Origin of the sequence: Thauera sp. (assembly GCF_035444905.1) — a bacterium.
GTDB lineage: Bacteria > Pseudomonadota > Gammaproteobacteria > Burkholderiales > Rhodocyclaceae > Thauera.
The window spans coordinates 1-19,996 of sequence record NZ_DAOMPS010000065.1; the positions used below are offsets into that span (position 1 = coordinate 1).

At 68.7% G+C, this 19,996-nt stretch carries 19 protein-coding genes, 1 tRNA gene and 1 pseudogene; 11 read left to right on the forward strand and 10 right to left on the reverse strand.

All coding sequences use genetic code 11. The features are described 5' to 3' along the window. From PLC66_RS19600 to PLC66_RS19620, 5 genes are all read right to left on the reverse strand, one after another. Positions 1–1,141 (reverse strand): tyrosine-type recombinase/integrase (locus PLC66_RS19600; RefSeq protein ID WP_324543638.1); only part of this gene is annotated, 1,141 nt, incomplete at its 3' end. A gap of 238 nt (positions 1,142–1,379) precedes the next feature. Continuing rightward, a tRNA-Gly gene (locus PLC66_RS19605) sits at positions 1,380–1,454 on the reverse strand. Positions 1,455–1,537: 83 nt separating this feature from the next. Then, on the reverse strand, positions 1,538–3,268 hold the full coding sequence (gene ptsP / locus PLC66_RS19610; protein WP_324543640.1) for a phosphoenolpyruvate--protein phosphotransferase: 1,731 nt from the start codon (positions 3,266–3,268) through the stop codon (positions 1,538–1,540). Between the two features lies 1 nt (position 3,269). Next, positions 3,270–3,539 carry an HPr family phosphocarrier protein gene (locus PLC66_RS19615; RefSeq protein WP_324543642.1) on the reverse strand — a complete coding sequence of 90 codons (270 nt, stop codon included), beginning with the start codon at positions 3,537–3,539 and terminating at the stop codon, positions 3,270–3,272. A gap of 67 nt (positions 3,540–3,606) precedes the next feature. After that, a complete protein-coding gene (locus PLC66_RS19620; RefSeq protein ID WP_324543644.1) occupies positions 3,607–3,996 on the reverse strand; it encodes a PTS sugar transporter subunit IIA in 390 nt (129 codons plus the stop codon). Positions 3,997–4,217: 221 nt separating this feature from the next. On the opposite strand from PLC66_RS19620, the gene PLC66_RS19625 reads away from it, so the two are divergent. Genes PLC66_RS19625 through PLC66_RS19635 form a run of 3 tightly spaced genes read left to right on the forward strand, consistent with a single transcriptional unit; the run spans position 4,218 to position 8,569 of the window. Next, on the forward strand, positions 4,218–5,849 hold the full coding sequence (locus PLC66_RS19625) for a BCCT family transporter (RefSeq protein WP_324543646.1): 1,632 nt from the start codon (positions 4,218–4,220) through the stop codon (positions 5,847–5,849). A gap of 43 nt (positions 5,850–5,892) precedes the next feature. Continuing rightward, complete coding sequence (locus tag PLC66_RS19630; RefSeq protein ID WP_324543648.1) at positions 5,893–7,770, forward strand: DUF294 nucleotidyltransferase-like domain-containing protein; 1,878 nt, start codon at positions 5,893–5,895, stop codon at positions 7,768–7,770. 10 nt (positions 7,771–7,780) lie between these two features. Beyond that, a complete protein-coding gene (locus tag PLC66_RS19635; RefSeq protein WP_324543650.1) occupies positions 7,781–8,569 on the forward strand; it encodes a 3'-5' exonuclease in 789 nt (262 codons plus the stop codon). A gap of 1 nt (position 8,570) precedes the next feature. Here PLC66_RS19635 and PLC66_RS19640 read toward each other — a convergent pair whose 3' ends face one another. After that, positions 8,571–10,196, reverse strand: coding sequence for an ABC-F family ATPase (locus PLC66_RS19640; RefSeq protein ID WP_324543652.1), 1,626 nt, complete (start codon positions 10,194–10,196; stop codon positions 8,571–8,573). Positions 10,197–10,403: 207 nt separating this feature from the next. Between PLC66_RS19640 and PLC66_RS19645 the strand changes: the two genes are divergently transcribed. The 3 genes from PLC66_RS19645 (at position 10,404) to PLC66_RS19655 (ending at position 11,723) form a co-directional block, all read left to right on the forward strand. Then, positions 10,404–10,568, forward strand: coding sequence for a DUF1328 domain-containing protein (locus PLC66_RS19645; RefSeq protein ID WP_324543654.1), 165 nt, complete (start codon positions 10,404–10,406; stop codon positions 10,566–10,568). An 89-nt stretch (positions 10,569–10,657) separates the two neighbouring features. Next, positions 10,658–11,293 (forward strand): response regulator, encoded by a 636-nt coding sequence (locus PLC66_RS19650; protein WP_324543656.1) that lies wholly within the window; start codon positions 10,658–10,660, stop codon positions 11,291–11,293. Positions 11,294–11,306: 13 nt separating this feature from the next. Next, positions 11,307–11,723 (forward strand): response regulator, encoded by a 417-nt coding sequence (locus PLC66_RS19655; RefSeq protein ID WP_324543658.1) that lies wholly within the window; start codon positions 11,307–11,309, stop codon positions 11,721–11,723. A 60-nt stretch (positions 11,724–11,783) separates the two neighbouring features. Here the strand turns inward: PLC66_RS19655 and PLC66_RS19660 are convergent, their stop codons facing one another. After that, entirely contained in the window at positions 11,784–13,178 is a 1,395-nt protein-coding gene (locus PLC66_RS19660; RefSeq protein WP_324543660.1) for a CHASE3 domain-containing protein, read from the reverse strand. 136 nt (positions 13,179–13,314) lie between these two features. Beyond that, positions 13,315–13,626, reverse strand: coding sequence for a BON domain-containing protein (locus PLC66_RS19665; RefSeq protein ID WP_324543662.1), 312 nt, complete (start codon positions 13,624–13,626; stop codon positions 13,315–13,317). Between the two features lie 235 nt (positions 13,627–13,861). Between PLC66_RS19665 and PLC66_RS19670 the strand changes: the two genes are divergently transcribed. The 5 genes from PLC66_RS19670 (at position 13,862) to PLC66_RS19690 (ending at position 19,440) form a co-directional block, all read left to right on the forward strand. Continuing rightward, on the forward strand, positions 13,862–15,031 hold the full coding sequence (locus PLC66_RS19670) for an exonuclease SbcCD subunit D (RefSeq protein WP_324543664.1): 1,170 nt from the start codon (positions 13,862–13,864) through the stop codon (positions 15,029–15,031). Then, on the forward strand, positions 15,028–18,198 hold the full coding sequence (locus PLC66_RS19675) for an AAA family ATPase (RefSeq protein ID WP_324543666.1): 3,171 nt from the start codon (positions 15,028–15,030) through the stop codon (positions 18,196–18,198). The genes PLC66_RS19670 and PLC66_RS19675 overlap by 4 nt, the downstream gene beginning before the upstream one ends. A gap of 82 nt (positions 18,199–18,280) precedes the next feature. Then, the gene (locus tag PLC66_RS19680; protein WP_324543668.1) at positions 18,281–18,562 is read left to right on the forward strand and encodes a CopG family ribbon-helix-helix protein; all 282 of its coding nucleotides are present in this window, start codon (positions 18,281–18,283) and stop codon (positions 18,560–18,562) included. After that, positions 18,562–18,864 (forward strand): type II toxin-antitoxin system RelE/ParE family toxin, encoded by a 303-nt coding sequence (locus PLC66_RS19685; RefSeq protein ID WP_324543670.1) that lies wholly within the window; start codon positions 18,562–18,564, stop codon positions 18,862–18,864. The genes PLC66_RS19680 and PLC66_RS19685 overlap by 1 nt, the downstream gene beginning before the upstream one ends. A 9-nt stretch (positions 18,865–18,873) precedes the next feature. Then, positions 18,874–19,440, forward strand: coding sequence for an SbcC/MukB-like Walker B domain-containing protein (locus PLC66_RS19690; RefSeq protein WP_324543672.1), 567 nt, complete (start codon positions 18,874–18,876; stop codon positions 19,438–19,440). On the opposite strand, the pseudogene PLC66_RS19695 reads toward PLC66_RS19690, so the two are convergent. Next, positions 19,379–19,651, reverse strand: a pseudogene (locus tag PLC66_RS19695) (type II toxin-antitoxin system VapC family toxin); the annotation flags it as partial. The gene PLC66_RS19690 and the pseudogene PLC66_RS19695 sit on opposite strands and share 62 nt — an antisense overlap. Further along, positions 19,648–19,848: a type II toxin-antitoxin system VapB family antitoxin gene (locus PLC66_RS19700; protein ID WP_324543674.1), complete on the reverse strand. Its 201-nt coding sequence runs from the start codon at positions 19,846–19,848 to the stop codon at positions 19,648–19,650. The gene PLC66_RS19700 and the pseudogene PLC66_RS19695, both read right to left, overlap by 4 nt. Positions 19,849–19,996 lie beyond the last annotated feature (148 nt).

Sequence of the window (19,996 nt, forward strand, 5' to 3'; positions counted from 1 at the left end):
TGTTGGGATCGACATGCGAGAGCTGTGCATCCACCCAGACCTTCGGGTAGCCGATCTCGTTGAGCGCAGTGGACATCGTGCCGCGGATGCCGTGCCCAGTCAGGCGTTCCTGATAGCCCATGCGCTTGAGGGCACCATTGAGGGTGTTCTCGCTGATGCGCTTCTTCAAGTCGCTGTCGTGCCGGAACAGGTGGCGCTGGGCCGGCTTGAACTCATCCAGCAGGTGCCGGACGATCTCCATGGCCTGAATCGACAGCGGCACGATGTAGGGCGGGATGTCCTTCGCCTGCTGCCGCTTCTTGCGCATATCCAACTGGAGTTGCTTCACGACGTCGGGCGGGATGATCCACAGCCCACGGTCCAGATCGAATTGATCCGGCGTCGCCTGTCGCAGCTCTCCGGTTCGCACGCCGGTCAGCAGCAATAGCCGCAGCCCGAGCTGGGTCTGCCGCCTGCCGCGATAGCTGCGTAGCCGCTGCAACAGCTTCGGCAGCTCGGCCATGCGCAGGAACGGGTTGTGATTGACGGGTGGCAGTGGCAGCGCCACCACATCGAGATCGGAGGCGGGGTTCTGTTCCAGGCCCGGCACGATCGCCAGCGCGTAGCGGAACAGTTGGTTGAACCACGTCCTGACTTTCTCGGCGACGGAGAGCGCCTTGCGCTTCTCGATCTTGGCGATCACCTCCAAGAGGTCGGGACGCTTGATCTCATAGACCGACCGCTTGCCCAAGGCGGGCAGCACATCCTTGTCGAAGATGCGCGGAAGTATCGAGAGGGTCGTCTGCCGGCCTTCCTTGAGGCTGAGCCCGCGATGCTTGAGCCACTTGCGATACACCGCCTCGAAGGTGTTTTCGTCGGCGAGCCGGACAGCAGTGCGCTTCTGCTTGCGGTGAACGCGAGGATTGGTGCCTTTGGCTAGCAGGGCGCGCGCTTCGTCGCGTAGGCTGCGGGCCTCGCGAAGCGTCACCTCCGGGTAGGTGCCGAGCGACATCCGCTTCTGCTTGCCCGCCCAGTAGTAGCGGAAGTGCCAAGTCCTGCCCCCTGCAGCCGTGACGGCCAGGGAGAGGCCATCCAAGTCAGGGAGGGTGTATGCCTTGCCTGTTGCCTTGGCCTGTCGAACGGCCAGGTCTGAGAGTGCCATGCTCTTGCTCCTGAACATGAGTCAGGAACCAGATGCTGGTCACGTCGACCTCGCCCCTCCATCAACAATCCGGAATCAGCTGCGCCCGCAAAAATGGACTTGTTTGTGGACTTAAAAGTCCCGGCTGTAGGCGGATCGCAGTGGACCACGGCAGAACGTCAAAGAGAGAAAAAGTCCTTGTGCGGCAACGACTTGCAGACTCTCTTGGACTTCTGCGGAAGTCCGCAGAATGATGCAGTGGAGCGGGTGAAGGGAGTCGAACCCTCGTCATCAGCTTGGGAAGCTGAGGTAATAGCCGTTATACGACACCCGCCCGGGGCGGCCGGCAGGGGCGCCGGCGCAAGCAGGTCGCCATTCTAATGGGCGGCCACCCCGGCATGCAATGCCGACGCTGCGTCAGCCGACCAGCCGCTCCACCGCCTCGCGGATGCGCGCCGGTTCGTCCATCTTGAGAATGCGCTGGACCCTGGGTGCAAGCTCGCCGAGGTCCGAGCGCAGCACCTGCTGCTTGATCTCGAGGATGTTGCCCGGGTGCATCGAGAAGTTGCGCAAGCCCATGCCGAGCAGCAGCGCGGTGTAGGTCAGGTCGCCGGCCATCTCGCCGCACACCGAGACCGGCAGGCCGTAGCGCGCGCCGGTGGCGATGGTGCCGGAGATGAGCTTGAGGACGGCCGGGTGCAAGGGGTCGTAGAGGTGCACCACGGCTTCATCCGAGCGGTCGATCGCCAGGGTGTACTGGATGAGGTCGTTGGTGCCGATCGACAGGAAGGCGAGGCGGCGGATGAACATGCCGAGCGACAGCGCGGCGGCGGGGATCTCGATCATGCCGCCGATCTGCACGCCCTCGTCGAACTTGATCTTCTCGGCGCGCAGCTCGGTCTTTGCCTTCTCGACCAGGGTCAGGCACTGGTCGATCTCCTGCGCGTGGGCCAGCATCGGCACCATGATCTGCAGCTTGCCGTGCGCCGAGGCCCGCAGCAGGGCGCGCAACTGGGTGAGGAACATCTTCGGCTCGGACAGCGAGTAGCGCACCGCGCGCAGCCCCAGCGCCGGGTTGGGCTCCATGCGGGCGTGGGCGCCGTTGAGGGCCTTGTCGCCGCCGACGTCGAAGGTGCGGATCGTCACCGGCTTGGTCGGCAGGGCCTTGACCACCGCGCGATAGGCCTCGTACTGCTCCTCCTCGTCGGGCAGGGTGTCGCGACCGATGAAGAGGAACTCGGTGCGATACAGGCCGATGCCGTCGGCGTTGGCGTTCTTGACCGCGGGCAGGTCCTTGGGGCCCTCGATGTTGGCGAGCAGGTTGATCGTCTCGCCGTCCAGCGTTGTGGCGCGGGTGTCGCGCAGGCGATTGAGCTTGGAGCGCTCGATCTCCAGCTCGCTGCGGCGCAGGCGGTACTCCTCGACGATCTCGTCGCCGGGGCCGACGATGATGACGCCGCGCGTGCCGTCGACGATGACGAGCTCGTCGTCCTCGAGCAGGTCGCGCACATGGTGCAGGCCCACCACGGCCGGGATCTTGAGGCTGCGGGCGACGATCGCGGTGTGGCTGGTGGGGCCGCCGACGTCGGTGACGAAGCCGGCGATGTTGTGGTCGCGAAAGCCGATCGTGTCGGCGGGCGACAGGTCGTGGGCGACGACGATGGTGCCCAGCCCGTCGCGGCGCTTGGGCGGCAAGTGGCCGGGATGGCCGAGCAGCACCTTGACCAGGCGCTCGATCACCTGCACGACATCGGCCTGGCGCTCGCGCAGATAGGGGTCCTCGATCTGGCGGAACTGCTCGACCAGGTGCTCCATCTGCTGCACCAGCGCCCATTCGGCGTTGCAGCGGCGCGATTCGATCAGGTGGCGGGCGGCGTCGATCAACATCGGGTCGGCCAGCATCATCAGCTGCAGGTCGACGAAGGCACCGACCTCGCTGTGCGCCTGGCCCGCGGCGGTCACCGCCTTGAGGCCGAGCAGCTCGCCGTGCACGCTGGCGACGGCGTCGTCGAGGCGCGCGAGCTCGTCCTCGATGTGCTTGGGGGCGACGTGGTAGTGGTTGACCTCGAGCAGGGCGTGCGAGATCAGGTGCACATGGCCGATCGCGATGCCCTGCGAGACCGGCAAGCCATGGACGGTGAAGGGCATGTCACTCCCCTTCGCCGAAGCGGTCGGCGATCAGGTCCTGGATGGCTTTGAGGGCCTCGTCTTCCTGCTCGCCCTGGGTGTCGATCGTGATCGTGCTGCCCTTGGCCGCAGCCAGCATCATGACGCCCATGATGCTCTTGGCGTTGACGCGGCGGCCGTTGCGTTCGAGCCAGACCTCGCACGGATAGCCGCTGGCGAGCTGGGTAAGCTTGGCCGACGCGCGCGCATGCAGACCGAGCTTGTTGATGATGTCGGCTTCGGCTCTCGGCATGGTGTTGTCTCCCCCGGGTGGCCCGGCTTTTCTTATGTATGTACTGGCTTGTCTGGACGGCGTGGGCTCAGGCGGCCTCGACGTGCAGCACGCCGTCGCAGGCGCCCGACACCGCGCGCTTGAGCAGGGTCGGCATGTCGTGCTCGCGGTAGGTGAGCACGCGCAGCAGCATCGGCAGGTTGACCCCCGCCACCAGCTCGACCCGGCCGGGCATGGCCAGCTTGGCGGCGATGTTGCTGGGTGTGGCGCCGTAGATGTCGGTGAGCACCAGGACCCCGTCGCCGGCATCGACCCAGTTCAGCATGCTGCGTGCAAGCGGCAGGATGTCGAGCGGGTCGTCCTGGGCCGATACGCCTAGCTGCGCGATCTGTGCCGGCCGCTTGTTGAGGACGTGGCAGCAGCACTGGATCAGGGATTCGCCGAGGGTGCCGTGTGTGACTAGAAGGATGCCGATCATGTTCGTTCTCCGCAGGGCGTGATTCTAGCCGAGTCGCAGGCTGCGCCGGCATGACGATGCGCACGGCAAGGCGAGGGGCTGGGTCGGGGAGGGCGGATGCGGCGATTTAATATATTTGGCCAAATACTATGGTGGAAAATGATAAAATGTCGCGTTTCCAATCCCCATGGCTCACGCCGCCCCGGCTGCGGCGCATCTCCCAATAACGACAAGGCGCTGAAATGGCAGAGAGCAAGGACCCGATGGCCCCCGACGGGGCGGTCAACCCCATCGACACCGACTACAAGGTCGGCCAGGACAACATCATCGTCAATGTGGGGCCGTTCGGCCTCGACATCCACAACCGCGTGTTCGCCATCTCCGGCCTGATGGTGGTGGCCTTCGTGGTGCTGACCCTGGCCTTCCAGAACCAGGTCGAGCCGATGTTCACCGCCATGCGCGGCTGGCTCACCTCCCACCTCGACTGGTTCTTCATCAGCGCGGGCAACATCTTCGTACTGGTCTGCCTCGGCCTGGCAATCTCGCCGCTGGGCAAGGTCCGCCTGGGCGGCACCGAGGCTACGCCCGACTACAGCTACCTGGGCTGGTTCTCGATGCTGTTCGCCGCCGGCATGGGCATCGGCCTGATGTTCTTCGGCGTGTCCGAGCCCTTGTCGCACTTCGGGAGCGCCCTCGGCGGCACCGCGATGGAGGGCGGCGTGCGCACCGACTGGGCGCCGCTCGCTGCCGCCGCGGGTGACACCGAAGCCGCGACCCGGCTCGGCATGGCGGCCACGATCTACCACTGGGCGCTGCACCCGTGGGCGATCTACGCCATCCTCGCCCTCGGCCTGGCGCTGTTCTCCTTCAACAAGGGTCTGCCGCTGACCGTGCGCTCGGTGTTCTATCCGCTGCTCGGCGAGCGTGTCTGGGGCTGGCCCGGCCACCTCATCGACATCCTCGCCGTGCTCGCCACGCTGTTCGGCCTGGCGACCTCGCTCGGCTATGGCGCGGCGCAGGCCAGCGCCGGCCTCAATCACCTGTTCGGCGTGCCGCTCGGCAACACCACCCAGGTCGTGCTGGTGATCGCCATCACCGCGATCGCGCTCGCCTCGGTGGTGGCGGGCCTGGATGCGGGCGTCAAGCGTCTGTCCGAGATCAACATGGTGCTGGCCGTGCTGCTGATGGTGTTCGTGATCGCGGTCGGTCCCACGCTCGACATCCTCTCCGGCTTCTTCGCCAATCTCGGCGCCTACCTGCAGCACCTGCCGGCGTTGTCCAATCCGGTCGGACGCGAGGACGTCAACTACTCGCAGGGCTGGACCGCCTTCTACTGGGCGTGGTGGATCTCGTGGTCGCCCTTCGTCGGCATGTTCATCGCCCGCGTGTCGCGCGGCCGCTCGGTGCGCGAATTCATCCTCGCCGTGCTGATCGTGCCCTCGCTCGCCTGCGTGCTGTGGATGACGGTGTTCGGCCAGACCGCGATCCTGCAGGTCGTGCGCGACGGCTACCAGGCCGCGACCGAGGCCGAGCTGCCGCTGCAGCTGTTTGCGATGCTCGAGGCCCTGCCGCTGGCGCAGATCACCTCCTTCCTCGCCATCATCCTGGTCGTGGTGTTCTTCGTGACCTCGTCCGACTCGGGCTCCCTGGTGATCGACGTCATCGCCGCCGGTGGCAAGGTCGATGCGCCGCTGCCGCAGCGTGTGTTCTGGTGCACCTTCGAGGGCCTGGTGGCGATCGCGCTGATCCTCGGCGGTGGCCTGATGGCGCTGCAGGCGATGGCGGTGTCGACCGGCCTGCCCTTCACCATCGTGCTGCTGATGTCGACGGTGGCGGTGATCAAGGGACTGGCCTCGGAGCCGCGCCCGGCCTGAAGCCTTACGCTACGATTCCATCCCGACCCCGCCGCTGCCCGCCATGCAGATCGAACAGCTCGAGATCCTCGACTTCCTGCGCGCCCACCCGCCCTTCGACGAACTGCCCGACGAGGTGCTGCAGCGCGTGGCGGCGGCGGTCGATGTGCGCTACTACAAGGCCGGCGAGACCATCGTCGAGTTCGGCCAGGTCGCCGAGTTCTGGCACGTGGTGCGCAGCGGCGCGGTCGAGGTGTTCCGCCGCAACGGCACGCTCTACAACCGCCTCACCGCCGGCGGCTATTTCGGCGAGTTCGGCCTGCTGCGCAACGGTCGGGTGCGGTTCCCGGTCACCGCGCTGGAAGACACGCTGCTGTACCTGATCCCGCGCGAGCTGTTCGCCGAGCTGTTCGACAACCACGAGCGCTTCGCCGACCTGGTCGAGGTCGAGGACCGCACCCGCCTGCGCCAGGTCGTTTCCAGGCGCGAGGAAGCCAACGACCTGCTGTCGGCCACGGTTGACACCCTGGTCGGGCGCGCCGCGGTCACCCTGCCCAGCACCGCCAGCGCGCGCGAGGTGGCGCAGCGCATGAGCGAGGAGGGCGTGTCCTCGCTGCTGATCCTCGAGGACAATCCGGACGTGCCCGACCTGCCGCAGCTCGCCGGCATCGTCACCGACCGCGACCTGCGCACCCGCCTGGTCGCCCCCGGGCTGGCTTACGACACGCCGGTCACCGAGATCATGTCGCGCGGCGTGGTGTCGGTGAGCCACAACCAGCTGGTATTCGAGGCCATGCTGGCGATGCTGCGCCACAACGTGCACCACCTGCCGGTGCTCAGGAACCAGCGTCCGCTGGGCGTGATCGCGCTGTCGGACATCGTCCGCTACGAATCGCGCAACAGCCTGTTCCTGGTTGGCCGCATCTTTCGTCAGCACTCGGCCGACGAGCTCGCCGCGCTCGTGCCCGAGGTGCGCGCCTGCTTCGCCCGCATGGTGGCCGAGGACGCCAGCGCCAACATGATCGGCAGCGCCATGGCCGCCATCGGGCGCAGCTTCAAGCAACGCCTGCTCGAGCTGGCCGAGGCCGAACTCGGCCCGCCGCCGGTCCCCTACTGCTTCCTCGCGCTCGGCTCGATGGCGCGCCAGGAGCAGATGATCGTAACCGACCAGGACAACGCCCTGGTGCTCGACAACCGCTTCGAGCCGGCGCAGCACGATGCCTACTTCAAGGCCCTGGCCGCCTTCGTCAGCGACGGTCTGGCGCGCTGCGGCTACAGCTACTGCAGCGGCGGCGTGATGGCCACGAACGAACGCTGGCGCCAGCCGCTCAGGGTGTGGGAGCGCACCTTCAGCGACTGGGTCGAGCGCCCCACGCCCGAGTCGCTGCTCAACGCCGGCATCTTCTTCGACCTCGACGGCGTGTGGGGGCGCACCGAATGGGCGACCCGGCTGCGCGAGCTGATCGCGCGCAAGGCCAGGGGCAACTCGCGCTTTCTCGCCTGCATGGCGCGCAACGCGCTGCAGCGCACGCCGCCGCTGGGCTTCTTCAAGGACTTCGTGGTCGAGTCAGACGGCCGTCACAGCCGCGTCATCAACATCAAGCGCCGCGGCACCGCGCCGCTCGGCGACCTGATCCGCGTCCACGCGCTGGCGATCGGCTCGATGGCGCTCAACTCCTTCGAGCGCCTGAAGGACATCATCGATGCCGCCATCCTGCCGCTGGGGCGCGGCCAGGACCTCTATGACGCGCTCGAATTCATCGCCATGGTGCGTGCCCGCCACCAGGCCGAGTCGCTGGCCGTCGGCGAGGAGCCGGACAACAGCATCGACCCCGAGAAGTTGTCCGAGTTCGAGCGCAAGAGCCTGCGCGATGCCTTCCTGATCCTCGGCAACGCGCAGAAATTCCTCAAGTACCGTTACCAGCCCGGGCGGGCGAACTGAGGGCGCGGCCATGCTGCACCTTGGCGACCTCCGGAAGGACGCGTCCGCCGCGCCTGTGGGCAGCCGCGCGCAGCGTGCGCGGGCCGTGCCGGACTGGCCGGCGCGCTTCGCTGCGCTCGCCGCCGCCGCCCGCGATCCGCGCCTGCGTGCCTTCTACGCAGCCGGCGCTGTCGCTGGCGACACGCCGCTCAAGGACGTGCCGATGGTCGCGCTCGACGTCGAGACCACCGGGCTCGACCCGGTGCGCGACGAGATCGTCAGCATCGGCGTGGTGCCGATGGATCTCGCCTGCGTCCGCTCCAGCGCCTCGCGCTACTGGGTGGTGCGCCCGCGCGCCGAGCTGCATCCCGAGTCGGTGACGATCCACGCCATCACCCACGCGCAGATCGCGGCCGCGCCCGATCTCGGCGCCATCGTGGACGAACTGCTGCCGGCGCTGGCTGGCCGCGTGGTGGTCGTGCATTGCCGCGAGATCGAGCGCAACTTCCTGGCTGCAGCGCTCAAGGTGCGCATCGGCGAGGGCATCGAGTTTCCGGTGATCGACACCATGGAACTGGAGGCGTGGCTGCACCGAGCGCCACCGTCGGGCTCCTTTTTTGAGAACATCTGGGCCCTCCTCTTTGGCCGCAAGCGCGAACGGGTGTCGATCCGCCTTGCCGACAGCCGCGAACGCTACAAGCTCCCACGCTACCGCGCCCACCATGCGCTCACCGACGCCCTGGCCACCGCCGAGCTGTTGCAGGCCCAGGTGGCGCACCGGTTCGCGCCGGATACGCCACTGCGCACGTTGTGGAGCTGAATCAGTCCAGCCCTTGGCTCTGCAGGTATTCCTCGTAGGTCCCGCGGTAATCCACGATCTGGTGGTCCAGCTTGATCTCGATGATGCGCGTGGCGAGCGATGACACGAACTCGCGGTCGTGCGAGACGAAGATCAGCGTGCCGGAGAACTTCTCGAGGCCGCTGTTGAGCGACTCGATCGATTCCATGTCGAGGTGGTTGGTCGGCTCGTCCATCAGCAGCACGTTGGGGCGCGACAGCATCAGCTTGCCGAACAGCATGCGGCCCTGTTCGCCGCCGGAGATCACCTTCACCGATTTCTTCACCTCGTCGCCCGAGAACAGCAGGCGGCCCAGCGTGCCGCGCAGCAGGGTCTCGTTGTCCTCGCCGGTGGCGGCGGCGGTGATGCGCGAATAGGGCGCGATCCAGTCGGTGAGGCTGACGTCCTCGGCGAAGTCGGCCGAGTGGTCCTGCGCGTAGTAGCCCGGCTTGGCCTTCTCCGCCCACTTGATGGCGCCCTTCTGCGGCGCAAGCTCGCCCACCAGCAGCTTCAGCAGCGTGGTCTTGCCGACGCCGTTCTCGCCGATGATGGCGACCTTCTCGCCGGCCTCGATGGCGATCGAGAAGCGGTTGATCAGCGGCTTTTCCATGCCCTCGTAGGCGAAGGAGATGTTTTCGACCTCGCAGGCCAGGCGGTGCAGCTTGTCCTTCTCGTCGTAGTCGAAGCGGATCCACGGGTACTGGCGGCTGGAGGGCTTGACGTCCTCGGGCTTCAATTTGTCGATCAGCTTCAGGCGGCTGGTGGCCTGCTTGGCCTTGGACTTGTTGGCCGAGAAGCGGCGCACGAAGGCCTGCAGCTCCTGGATCTTGTCCTTGGCGCGGGCGTTGGCCGAGGACTGGCGCTCGCGCGCCATCGTTGACGCTTCCATGTAGTCGTCGTAGTTGCCCGGGTAGATCGTGATCGTGCCGTAGTCCAGGTCGGCCATGTGGGTGCAGACCTGGTTCAGGAAGTGGCGATCGTGCGAGATGATGACCATCGTGCAGTCGCGGTTGTTGAGCACGTCCTCGAGCCAGCGGATGGTGTTGATGTCGAGGTTGTTGGTCGGCTCGTCGAGCAGCAGGATGTCGGGGTTGGCGAACAGCGCCTGGGTGAGCAGCACGCGCAGCTTCCAGCCCGGGGCGATCTCGCTCATCGGGCCGTTGTGCAGCTCGGTGGGGATGCCCACGCCCAGCAGCAGCTCGCCGGCGCGCGACTCGGCGGTGTAGCCGTCGTACTCGCCGACCTTGCCCTCGAGCTCGGCGGCGTGCATGTAGTCGTCCTCGGTGGCGTCCGGGTTGGCGTAGATCGCGTCGCGCTCCTTGATCGCCGCCCACAGCTCCTCGTGGCCCATCATCACCACATCGAGCACGCGCATGTCTTCGTAGGCGAACTGGTCCTGGCGCAGGTAGGCCATGCGCTCATGGACGTCCTTGGAGACGTTGCCGGCGCTGGGTTCGAGGATGCCGCACAGGATCTTCATGAAGGTCGACTTGCCGGCCCCGTTGGCCCCGATCAGGCCGTAGCGGTTGCCGTCGCCGAACTTGACGGAGACATTCTCGAACAGGGGCTTGGCCCCGAACTGCTGTGTGATGTTGGCTGCGACGAGCACGGAGAGGTCCTGATATTCAGATAAAACAAAGCCTTGGATTATAGCGCAGCGATGCGGCGGCGTGCTGCTGGCGTGCGCGCCGGGTTGGCGTGTCGGAATTGTCCGACGTCGGTTTCGGACCGGGCCGATGGGGTGGCGCCGCGAAGCGGCCTAGAGTGGAAGCGTGATCCAGGCCCTCATGGCCCGGTGCCCCGCAAGGAGAACATCATGCTGCACTATGCCGTCATCTTCTTCATCATCGCCCTTATCGCTGCCGTGCTCGGCTTCGGCGGCATCGCCGCGGGTGCGGCCGGCATCGCCAAGGTGCTGTTCGTCGTATTCCTGGTGATGGCCATCGCCAGCTTCGTGATCAACCTGGTCAGGGGCGGGTGAGTCCATGGCCCGCCCCGCAGGCAGCGCCGGCCCGAGCGGCCGGCTTCGGCTATGCTGGCACTCCCACATCGCTGCCCGGACCTCGACCCATGTTGCGCATCGCCATCGTAGACGACCACCAGATCGTGCGCGCCGGCTTTCGCGAGCTGCTGGCCGACGAGCTCGGCCTCAGCATCGCCTTCGAGGCCGCCTCGGGTGAGGCGGCACTCGACAGCCTGCGCGAACAGCCGGTCGACGTGCTGCTGCTCGACCTGTCCCTGCCCGGGCAGAGCGGCGTCGACGTGCTGCGCGCGGTGCGCCAGCGCTACGAGGGCGTCCGCGTGCTGATGCTGTCTGGCTTTCCCGAAGAGCGCTACGCGCTGGCGATGATCCGCAATGGGGCCGACGGCTACCTCTGCAAGGACTGCACGCGCGACGAGCTGCTGCAGGCCATCCGCACCGTCGCCCAGGGGCGGCGCTACGTGTCCGCGCGCACCGCCGAACTGCTCGCCGCCGAACTCACCGGCGAGGGCAGCGCGGCGCCGCACGAAAAGCTGTCGGATCGCGAGCTGCAGGTGTTCCTGCGCCTGGCACGCGGCGAATCGGTGTCGGACATCGCCGCCGTGCTCAAGCTGAGCGTGAAGACCGTCAGTACCTATCGCACGCGCCTGCTGGAAAAGCTCGGCGTCGCCAGCAACGCCGAGCTGGCGACCTACGCGCTGCGCCATGGGATGATTCTCGAGTAGGGGGAGCGTGACGATGACTGCGCCACCGCATCCCGCCACCGTGCCTGTGCTGCGCATCGTGCTGGTGGAGGACTCCGCCATGCTGCGCGGCATGCTGCGCGACATGCTAGACGAGCTCGACGGCGTCGGCGTGGTAGCGGAGGCCGAGGACGAGCACGGCGCCCTGGTGGCGCTCGAGCAGCAGCGGCCCGACCTTGCGATCATCGACCTCGAACTGCGCGACGGCAGCGGCCTGGGCGTGCTGCGGCAGCTGCAGGCCGAGCCGCAACGCTTCGGTGCGCCGCGTGCGGTGGTGTTCTCCAACTACGGCCATGCGCCGGTGCGCGCCCGTTGCGCGCAGCTCGGCGTCGAGGCCTTCTTCGACAAGTCCTTTCAGCTCGACGAGCTGATCGATTTCGTGCAGGCGGCGATTCCCGATCCGCCCGCCTGATTTCCCTCATTGCTGTCCTCGCTGCAGTCCGGCGCGCGCCCACGCCGGCCGCAGGCGCGCTCAGTGCATGCGGGCAAAGGGCACGCGGGCGGTGATGCGGGTGCCGTGCTGCGGCCGGCTGTCGATGTCGAGGCGGCCGGCGAGCATCTGCACGCGGTGCGCCATGCCCGCCAGCCCGTGACGATTGTGCTCGCGCGTCGCCGGGTCGAAGCCGACGCCATCGTCCTCCACTTCCAGGATCAGCTCATCGCCTTCGGTCCGCAGGCTGAGGCGGACGCGCTGGGCGTGCGCGTAGCGGCGCGCATTGGTCAGCGCTTCCTGTGCGATGCGGTACAGCGCGAGCGAGGTCTCCGGTGGCAGCTCGGGCAATTGCTCGGGCAGCTCGGTCTCGAGCCGGCCGCCGCCTTCGCCGATGTCGCCGCTGTCGGCCAGCGCGCGCAGCGCCTCGACCAGGCCGAGCTCAGACAGCAGCGGCGGCCGCAGGTCGGCCACCACCTTGCGCTTGAGCGCGATGCCCTGGTTCAGCGTGTCGAGCAGGCGGTCGAAGCGGCTGCGCAGTTGCGCCACCGCCTCGGCCGGCAGCTTGCGCGCGATCCACGCCGCGTCCAGCTTGGCTGCCGTGAGCAGGGCGCCGAGCTCGTCGTGCAGCTCGCGCGCAAGGCGCCCCTTTTCCGCCTCGCGCGCGTTGGTCAGGTAACTGGCGAGGCTGCTGAGCTCCTGCGTGCGATGGGTGACTTCGGTCTGCAGGCGTTCGTTCTCGGAGTGCAGCAGCAGGGCCATGCGCTCGCGCAGGCGGTCCTGGCGGTAAAGCACGACCACCAGCACCAGCAGCAGCGCCAGCACGCCGGCGCCGAGCACACGATTCATCGTGCGTGCATCGGCAAGGCGCTCGAAGGCGGCGCCCTGGGTGGCGGCGATGTCCGCCTGGGTCTCGGCCCGCAGCGCCTGGATGCGGTTGCGGATGTCGTCGGTGACCTGCTTGCCGATGCCGCCGTCCGGGCTGTCGGCACCCGGTGGCTCGCCGCGCTCGATGGCCTGGGTGAGCAAGGTCCAGCGCATGTCGATGAGCATGGCGAGCTGGTCGACACGCTCGCGTGGCGCCTCGTCCGGCTCAGCCCCGGCGCGCAGGGCGTCGAGCGTGAGCTCGAGCGCCGCATGGCCATCCTGGTAAGGGCTCAGATAGACGGGGTTGCGGGTGAGCAGGTAGCCGCGCACGCTCGACTCGGCGTCGAGGATCTGCAGCAACAAGGTGTCGAGGTGGTGCAGGCGCGCCGTACGCGCGCGCAGATCCTCCAGCGCGGCCCGGCTCGATTCCGATTGCCACTGCCCGGCGACGAACCAGGCCAGACCCAGCACGAGACTCAACAGCAAGACGGCAAGCAGGGTGCCCGTGTGCGGCCGCGGCAGGCGGGAGGGTGGGGGTGGCACGGGGCGGGCCTCCGCAGTCGGATCCATGAACCTGTCCTATCCTAGACCACGCCGGGGGGATTGTCCGCCCGCCCCACGCAAGTCTTGGGCGTGCGCCAAGCGCAACGCGCCGGGGGCTCGCTCTGGCGATACCCCGGCGCGTTGCGGCGGACGCAGTGATGACTCAGGGACGAATCACGATGTCGTTCTTGACCCCCTTCACGCCCGAGGTCGCGCGTGCGATCTCGACCGCGCGGTTCCGTTCGGTGGTGCTCTTGGCGAAGCCGGACAGCTGCACCGTACCCCGCAGCGTCTCGACGCTGATCGCCATCGCGCTCACGGTGGGATCCTCGGCGAAGCGCGCTTTGACGCGCGCGGTCACGGTGGCGTCATCGACGTACTCGCCGATGGTCGACTGGTCGCGGGTGACGGCGCAGCCGACGGCGGTGAAGGCAAGCAGGCCCGACAGGGCGAGGGTGGCGGCAGTGTGTTTCATGGTCGTCTCCTGACTGAGGTGTGTCGTCTTCGGCGGTGCGGACATGTCCGCCTGTGCGATGCAATTCAAATGTATGCTGCTGCGCGTCCGCGGGCTGTCCGACAGCGCGGATTGCGTTGTAGGACAATTCCCGCACGGCAGATCGGCGCCCTTTGCCGCCGCATGGGTGCGCACCCGCCTCTCCGCCTGTCCCCGCGACACGCCCGCTCCATCGCTCAACCGAACACCCGTCCCGATGCGCTTTCTCCATTCCGCCGACTGGCATCTCGGCCGTGTCTATCACGGTGTCTCCCTGCTCGACGACCAGGCCCACGTGCTGCAACAGTTCGTGCGCATCGCCGCCGACACCCGGCCCGACGCCATCCTGCTCGCCGGCGACATCTACGACCGCTCGGTGCCGCCCGCCGAGGCGGTGCGCCTGCTCGACCTGGTGCTGAGCGAACTGGTGCTCGACCTGAAGATTCCGGTGGTGATGATCGCCGGCAACCACGACGGCCCCGACCGCCTCGCCTTCGGCGCCGGCCTGCTGCAGCGCGCCGGGCTCACCGTGCGTGGCCCGGTCGAGCCCGATGCGACGCCGCTGGTGCTGCGCGACGCCCACGGCGAGGTCGCGGTGTACGCCTTGCCCTATGCCGAGCCGGCGCTGGTGCGCAGCGCCTGCGGCGACGATTCGATTGCCGACCATCACGCCGCGCTCGCCGCCCAGACCGCGGCCGTGCGCGCGGCGCGGGTGCCGGGGCAGCGTGCGGTGGTCGTCGCCCACGCCTTCGTCCAGGGCGGCACGGAGAGCGAGTCCGAGCGCCCGCTGTCGGTCGGCGGCAGCGGCGCGGTCGGGGCCGAGGTATTCGACGGTTTCGACTACGTCGCGCTCGGCCACCTGCATCGGCCGCAGGCGGTGGGCGGGGCGGGGCCCGAGGCCTGGCGCAGCGCGCCCATCCAGTATTCCGGCTCGCTGCTGAAGTACTCCTTCGCCGAAGCCGATCATGCGAAGTCGGTGAGCCTGATCGAGGTGGACGGCGAAGGCCATTGCCGCGTCGAGCGCATCCCGCTCGTGCCGCGCCGCGATCTGCGCATCCTCGAAGGCGAGCTCGCCACGCTGATCGCCGCCGCCGCCACCGATGCGGCGCGCGAGGACTACGTGCTCGCCCGCCTCGCCGACCAGGGCGCGCTGCTCGACGCCATGGGCAAGCTGCGCAGCGCCTACCCGAACGCGCTCGCCATCGAGCGCCCGGCGCTCACCGGCGACGGCCCCGGTCGGGCGCCGGCCGACCATCGCCGCACCCGGCTGCAGGACCTCTTCGCCAGTTTCCACCAGGAAACGACCGGACTCGCGCTCGAGCCTGCGGCACAGGCCGCGCTCGACCGCATCGTCGACCGCCTGGAGCAGGAGGCGCGCAGCGCATGAAACCGCTCAAGCTCAGCCTGCAGGCCTTTGGCCCCTTCGCCGGCCGCGAGGAGGTGGACTTCACCCGCCTCCCATCCGGCGCGCTGTTCCTGATCGCCGGCCCCACCGGCGCGGGCAAGACCTCCATTCTCGACGGCATCACCTACGCGCTCTACGGCGACACCTCCGGCGGCGAGCGCAGCGCGCGCGAGATGCGCAGCCACCATGCCGACGCCGGCACGCAGACCGAGGTCGAATTCGACTTCGCCCTGGGTGAGCGGCGCTACCGCGTCAAGCGCATTCCCGAGCAGGAGCGCGCCGCACGCCGCGGCGACGGGCTCGCCAAGGTGCTCGCCAAGGCCGAGCTGTATCGGCTGGAGGCGGACGGCGCGACGTGGACGCCGCTCGCGCACAAGACCACCGAGGTCACCGCGCTGATCGAAGACCTGCTCGGCTTCAAGGCCGAGCAGTTCCGCCAGGTCGTGCTGCTGCCGCAGGGTCAGTTCCGCAAGCTGCTGGCGGCGAGCTCGGCCGAGCGCGAGAAGATCCTCGAGACCCTGTTCGGCACCGCCACCTACAAGCGCGTGCAGGACGCCCTCAAGGCCGAGGCCGCGGCCCTGCGCGAGCGCGGCGAGCAGGCTGCGCTGCAGCGTCGGACCTTGCTGGAGCAGGCGGAGGCCGACTCCGTCGACGCGCTGCTCGCCCGCCGCGATGCGATGCAGGCCGAGCTGCTCACCCTCACCGAGACCGAGCAGCTGAGGCGCACCGAGGACGCCGCCGCGCGCACTGCATTGCAGCAGGGGCAGGCGGTCGAGGCGCAGTTTGCGGAAGCGGCTGCGGCGAGTGCGGCGCTCGACGCGCTGGACGCCGGCCGCGCCGAGCTCGATGCCCAGCGCCAGCGCCTGGAGCAGGCCCGCCGCGCGCTGCAGGTGGTGCCCGCCGACAGCGCGCTGGCCGCCGCGCGCCGCAGTGCCGCCGAGGCGCGCGAGCGCGAGGCGCGCGTCGCCAACGAAGCCGCCGAGGCCGCTCGGCGCCTGCACGAGGCCGATGTTGCGCTTCAGACCGAAGTGGCGCGGGTGCCGGAGCGCGACGCGGCGCAGCGCGAACTGCTGCGTCTGGAGGCGCTCGCCGAGGCGGTCACGCGCCTGGCCCAGGCCGAGGCCGAGGCCAGGCGCTGCGAGGCCGCCCGCATCGCCGCCGACAATGCTTTCGCCGCCGCTATCGCGCAGCAACAGATGCTGGCCACCCGCCGCGCGGAACTCGCCGCCCGCATCGAGGCCTTGCAGCCCATCGTTGCCGATGTCGCCGCGCTCGAACTGCGCCTGCAGCAGGCCGAACAGCGCGCGCGCGCACTGGCCGCGCTCGCCGCCGCGCGCAAGCAGCTCGCGCTGCGCGAGGGCACCGAGGCCAAGGCCCGCCAGAGCTGCGACGCCGCGCAGCGCGCCGCCGACGCCGCCCGCGCCGAGCTTGCCGCGCTCGACACCCACTGGCGCCAGGCCCAGGCCGCCATCCTCGCCCGCCACCTGCACGACGGCGCACCCTGCCCGGTGTGCGGCAGCGCCGAGCACCCCGCGCCCGCCCGCCACGAGGGCGAACTTCCCACCGAGCAGGCGCTGCGCGACGCGGCGGAGCGCGTGCGCGAAGCGGACGCCGCATTCGATGTTGCCCGCCAGGCGCTGAACGTCGCCGAACTGGCGCGCGCCACGGCCGCGGCCGAGGTCGACACCCGCGCCGCCGCGCTGACGCTGGCGGCCGATGGTGTCGCCGAGGCGGGAGAACGTGCAGATCTTTCATCGGCCTTGGCTGCAGGCCGCGGCGCCTTGGGCGAAGCGGTGACTGCCGGGGCCGCAATGGCCGAATCCGTCGCCGCCGAAGTCGCCCACCTGCGCCGCCAACTCGATGCTGGCCGTGCTGCCGCGGCGGAGCTCGCGCCGCTACGCGCGCAGCGCCAGCCCCTCGACGACGAACTCGCTCGCTTCGCTGCCGCCGCTGAACAGGCCCGCACCCAGGCCGCCGAGGCGGCCAGCGCGGCGCGCTCGGCGCAGCACGTTGCCGACGAGCGTCGCGCTGGCGTGCCGAAATCCCTGCGCACGCCGGCAGCGCTGCAAGCCGCGCTCGCGGGCGCGCAGGCGATGCGCCAGCGCCTCGACCACGCCCTGCAGCAGGCGCAAATTGCTCACGGCGAAGCCGCCAGCCGCGCGGCCGGCCTGCGCGCGCAGCACGCCACGCTCGGCGAAGCCGTGCAGGCGGCAGGGGTGAGGGTCGAGGAGGCCGACGCCCACTTTGCCGACGCGCTCCGTGCTGCGGGCTTCTGGACCGCGGCTACGGTCGAATGTGCCGAGGCTGAATCCGTCTGGCGCGCCGCGCTGATCCCCGCCGAGCGCATCGGCGCCCTCGAAGCCGCCATCCGCGACGCCGAGCACCGCCGCGCCGCCGCCCATGAACGCGCCGAGCGCGCCACGCGCGCCATCGCCGGCCTGGTGCGCCCCGACCTCGCCGCCCTCGACGCCCGTGCCAGCGCCGCCCGTGCGGCGGTCGAAGCGGTGCTCGCCCGCCTCGCTCAGGTCCGCAGCGCGCTCGCCACGCTCGGCGACACGCTCGCCCGCCTCGACGCCATCGCGCGCGAGTCCGGCGCCATCGAGGCCGAATACCGCGTCGTCGGCCACCTCGCCGACATCGCCAACGGCAACAACGGACGCAACCTCACCTTCCAGCGCTACGTGCTCGCCGCGCTCCTCGACGACGTGCTGCGCGCCGCCTCGCTGCGCCTGGCGGCGATGAGCCGCGGTCGCTACCAGCTCCAGCGCCGCGAGGACCTCGCCGACGCCCGCCGCGCCGGCGGGCTGGATCTGGAAGTGTTCGACGAATACACCGGCCGCAGCCGCCCGGCGAGCACGCTGTCCGGCGGCGAAGGCTTCATGGCCTCGCTGTCGCTCGCGCTCGGCTTGTCGGACGTGGTCCAGGCCTACGCCGGCGGCGTGCAGCTCGACACCCTGTTCATCGACGAAGGCTTCGGCAGCCTCGACCCGGAGTCGCTCGACATGGCGATGAAGACACTCATCGACCTGCAGCAGCGCGGCCGCACGGTGGGCGTAATTTCGCACGTGGAGGAGATGAAGCAGCAGATCGACGCGGCGATCGAGGTGGTGCAGGGGGTGCGGGGGAGTGGGGTGAGGGTGCGGGCGTGAGCCCGCTGGCAATCCGCTCCAGCAGGGGCTCTCACGCAAAACCCAGCTATACTGCAGTCAGCTGTAATACAGGAGGCTACTCATGGCTACGACCCCGGTTTCGGTTCGGCTGGATGAACCGCTCAAGGCGCGTGTTCGGAGTCTGGCCGACCAGCGCCGTCGCCCGGTGCATTGGTTGATGCGCGAGGCTATCGAGCAGTATGTGGAGCGAGAAGAACAGCGCGAGGCCTTCCGCAAGGAAGCGCTCGATGCCTGGGAGCACTATCAGAGCACCGGTCTGCATGTGACTGGCGCCGAGGCGGATGCGTGGCTGGCTGAGCTGGAGGCCGGCAACGACATCGAGCCGCCCCGCGCCCACCGCTGATGCCTCGCCTGATCTGGTCGGAGCAGGCGCTGGCCAGTGTCCAGCGCCTGTATCGCTTCCTGGCGGTGAAGAACCCGGCCGCAGGCCAACGCGCGGTAAAGGCGATCCGTGAGGGCGTGGGCATTCTTGCGGCCCATCCTCAGGTGGGGCGCATGGTCGAGGACATGGACGAAGCATTCCGCGACTGGCCCATCTCCTTCGGCGACAGTGGCTATGTGGTCCGCTACCGATTCGCCGGTGACCAGGTCACGATCCTGGCCGTGCGGCACCAGCGGGAAGCTTCGCTCAATACGAAGAGCTGAACGGCGAAAATGAGCCGCGGTCGCTACCAGCTCCAGCGCCGCGAGGACCTCGCCGACGCCCGCCGCGCCGGCGGGCTGGATCTGGAAGTGTTCGACGAATACACCGGCCGCAGCCGCCCGGCGAGCACGCTGTCCGGCGGCGAAGGCTTCATGGCCTCGCTGTCGCTCGCGCTCGGCTTGTCGGACGTGGTCCAGGCCTACGCCGGCGGCGTGCAGCTCGACACCCTGTTCATCGACGAAGGCTTCGGCAGCCTCGACCCGGAATCGCTCGACATGGCGATGAAGACGCTGATCGACCTGCAGCAGCGCGGCCGCACGGTGGGCGTGATCTCGCACGTGCAGGAGATGAAGCAGCAGATCGACGCGGCGATCGAGGTGGAGCAGGGGGAGTGGGGTGCGCGTGCGAACGCCTTGATCAACGCGCGGGCGAGTGGGCCAGCTCAAGGCGCCTGCCTGCAGCCAGCAGCCGCTTGTCGCGCGTCCAGAGCTTGGCGCCGGGCGTCAGCCGGGTCGCAGCCAGGAGGCTTGCATCAACGTAGCCGATGCCGAGGCCGAAGAGCGTGTGCGCTTCAATGAAGTGCAGAACCTCATCATCCGTCGCGACCTGTGCTTGTGGCAGTTGGCTCATTGCATCCAGGATGGCACGGCGGTTGTTCAGGTTGTCGAGCGCGAGTTCTCCAACGACCCACGGGTGCGCGAGTACCCGGCCGTGGTCGAGTAGCGCGCAAAGGTGTTCGTCGCCCGAGCGCAGGTGATCGATCCAGATCGAGGTATCGACCAGGATCATCCTCGAGGCGCCGATTGGCGCCGCGGGACATCCTGGAGTTGCGGTTCGGAGCCGCCGAGCAGGCTGAGGCGCTTTGCGCTTTCGCGTTGAATCAGCGCGCGTAATGCCTCGCGAACCAGCTGAGTCTTCTCTGTCATGCCGGTGAGAGCTTGTGCCTTGGCGAGCAAGTCGTCGTCGAGTGCGAGGGTGGTACGCATGGAAAACTCCTGTGAGTGTGCATCAAACATAGCACCTTGAGATGCGTATTTTGATGCCCACCTCAAGCGCAGGAGCCTAGTCCCCCAGCGCCTGCGCGTGATGCCGCAAATGATCCTCGATGAAGCTGGCGATGAAGTAATAGCTGTG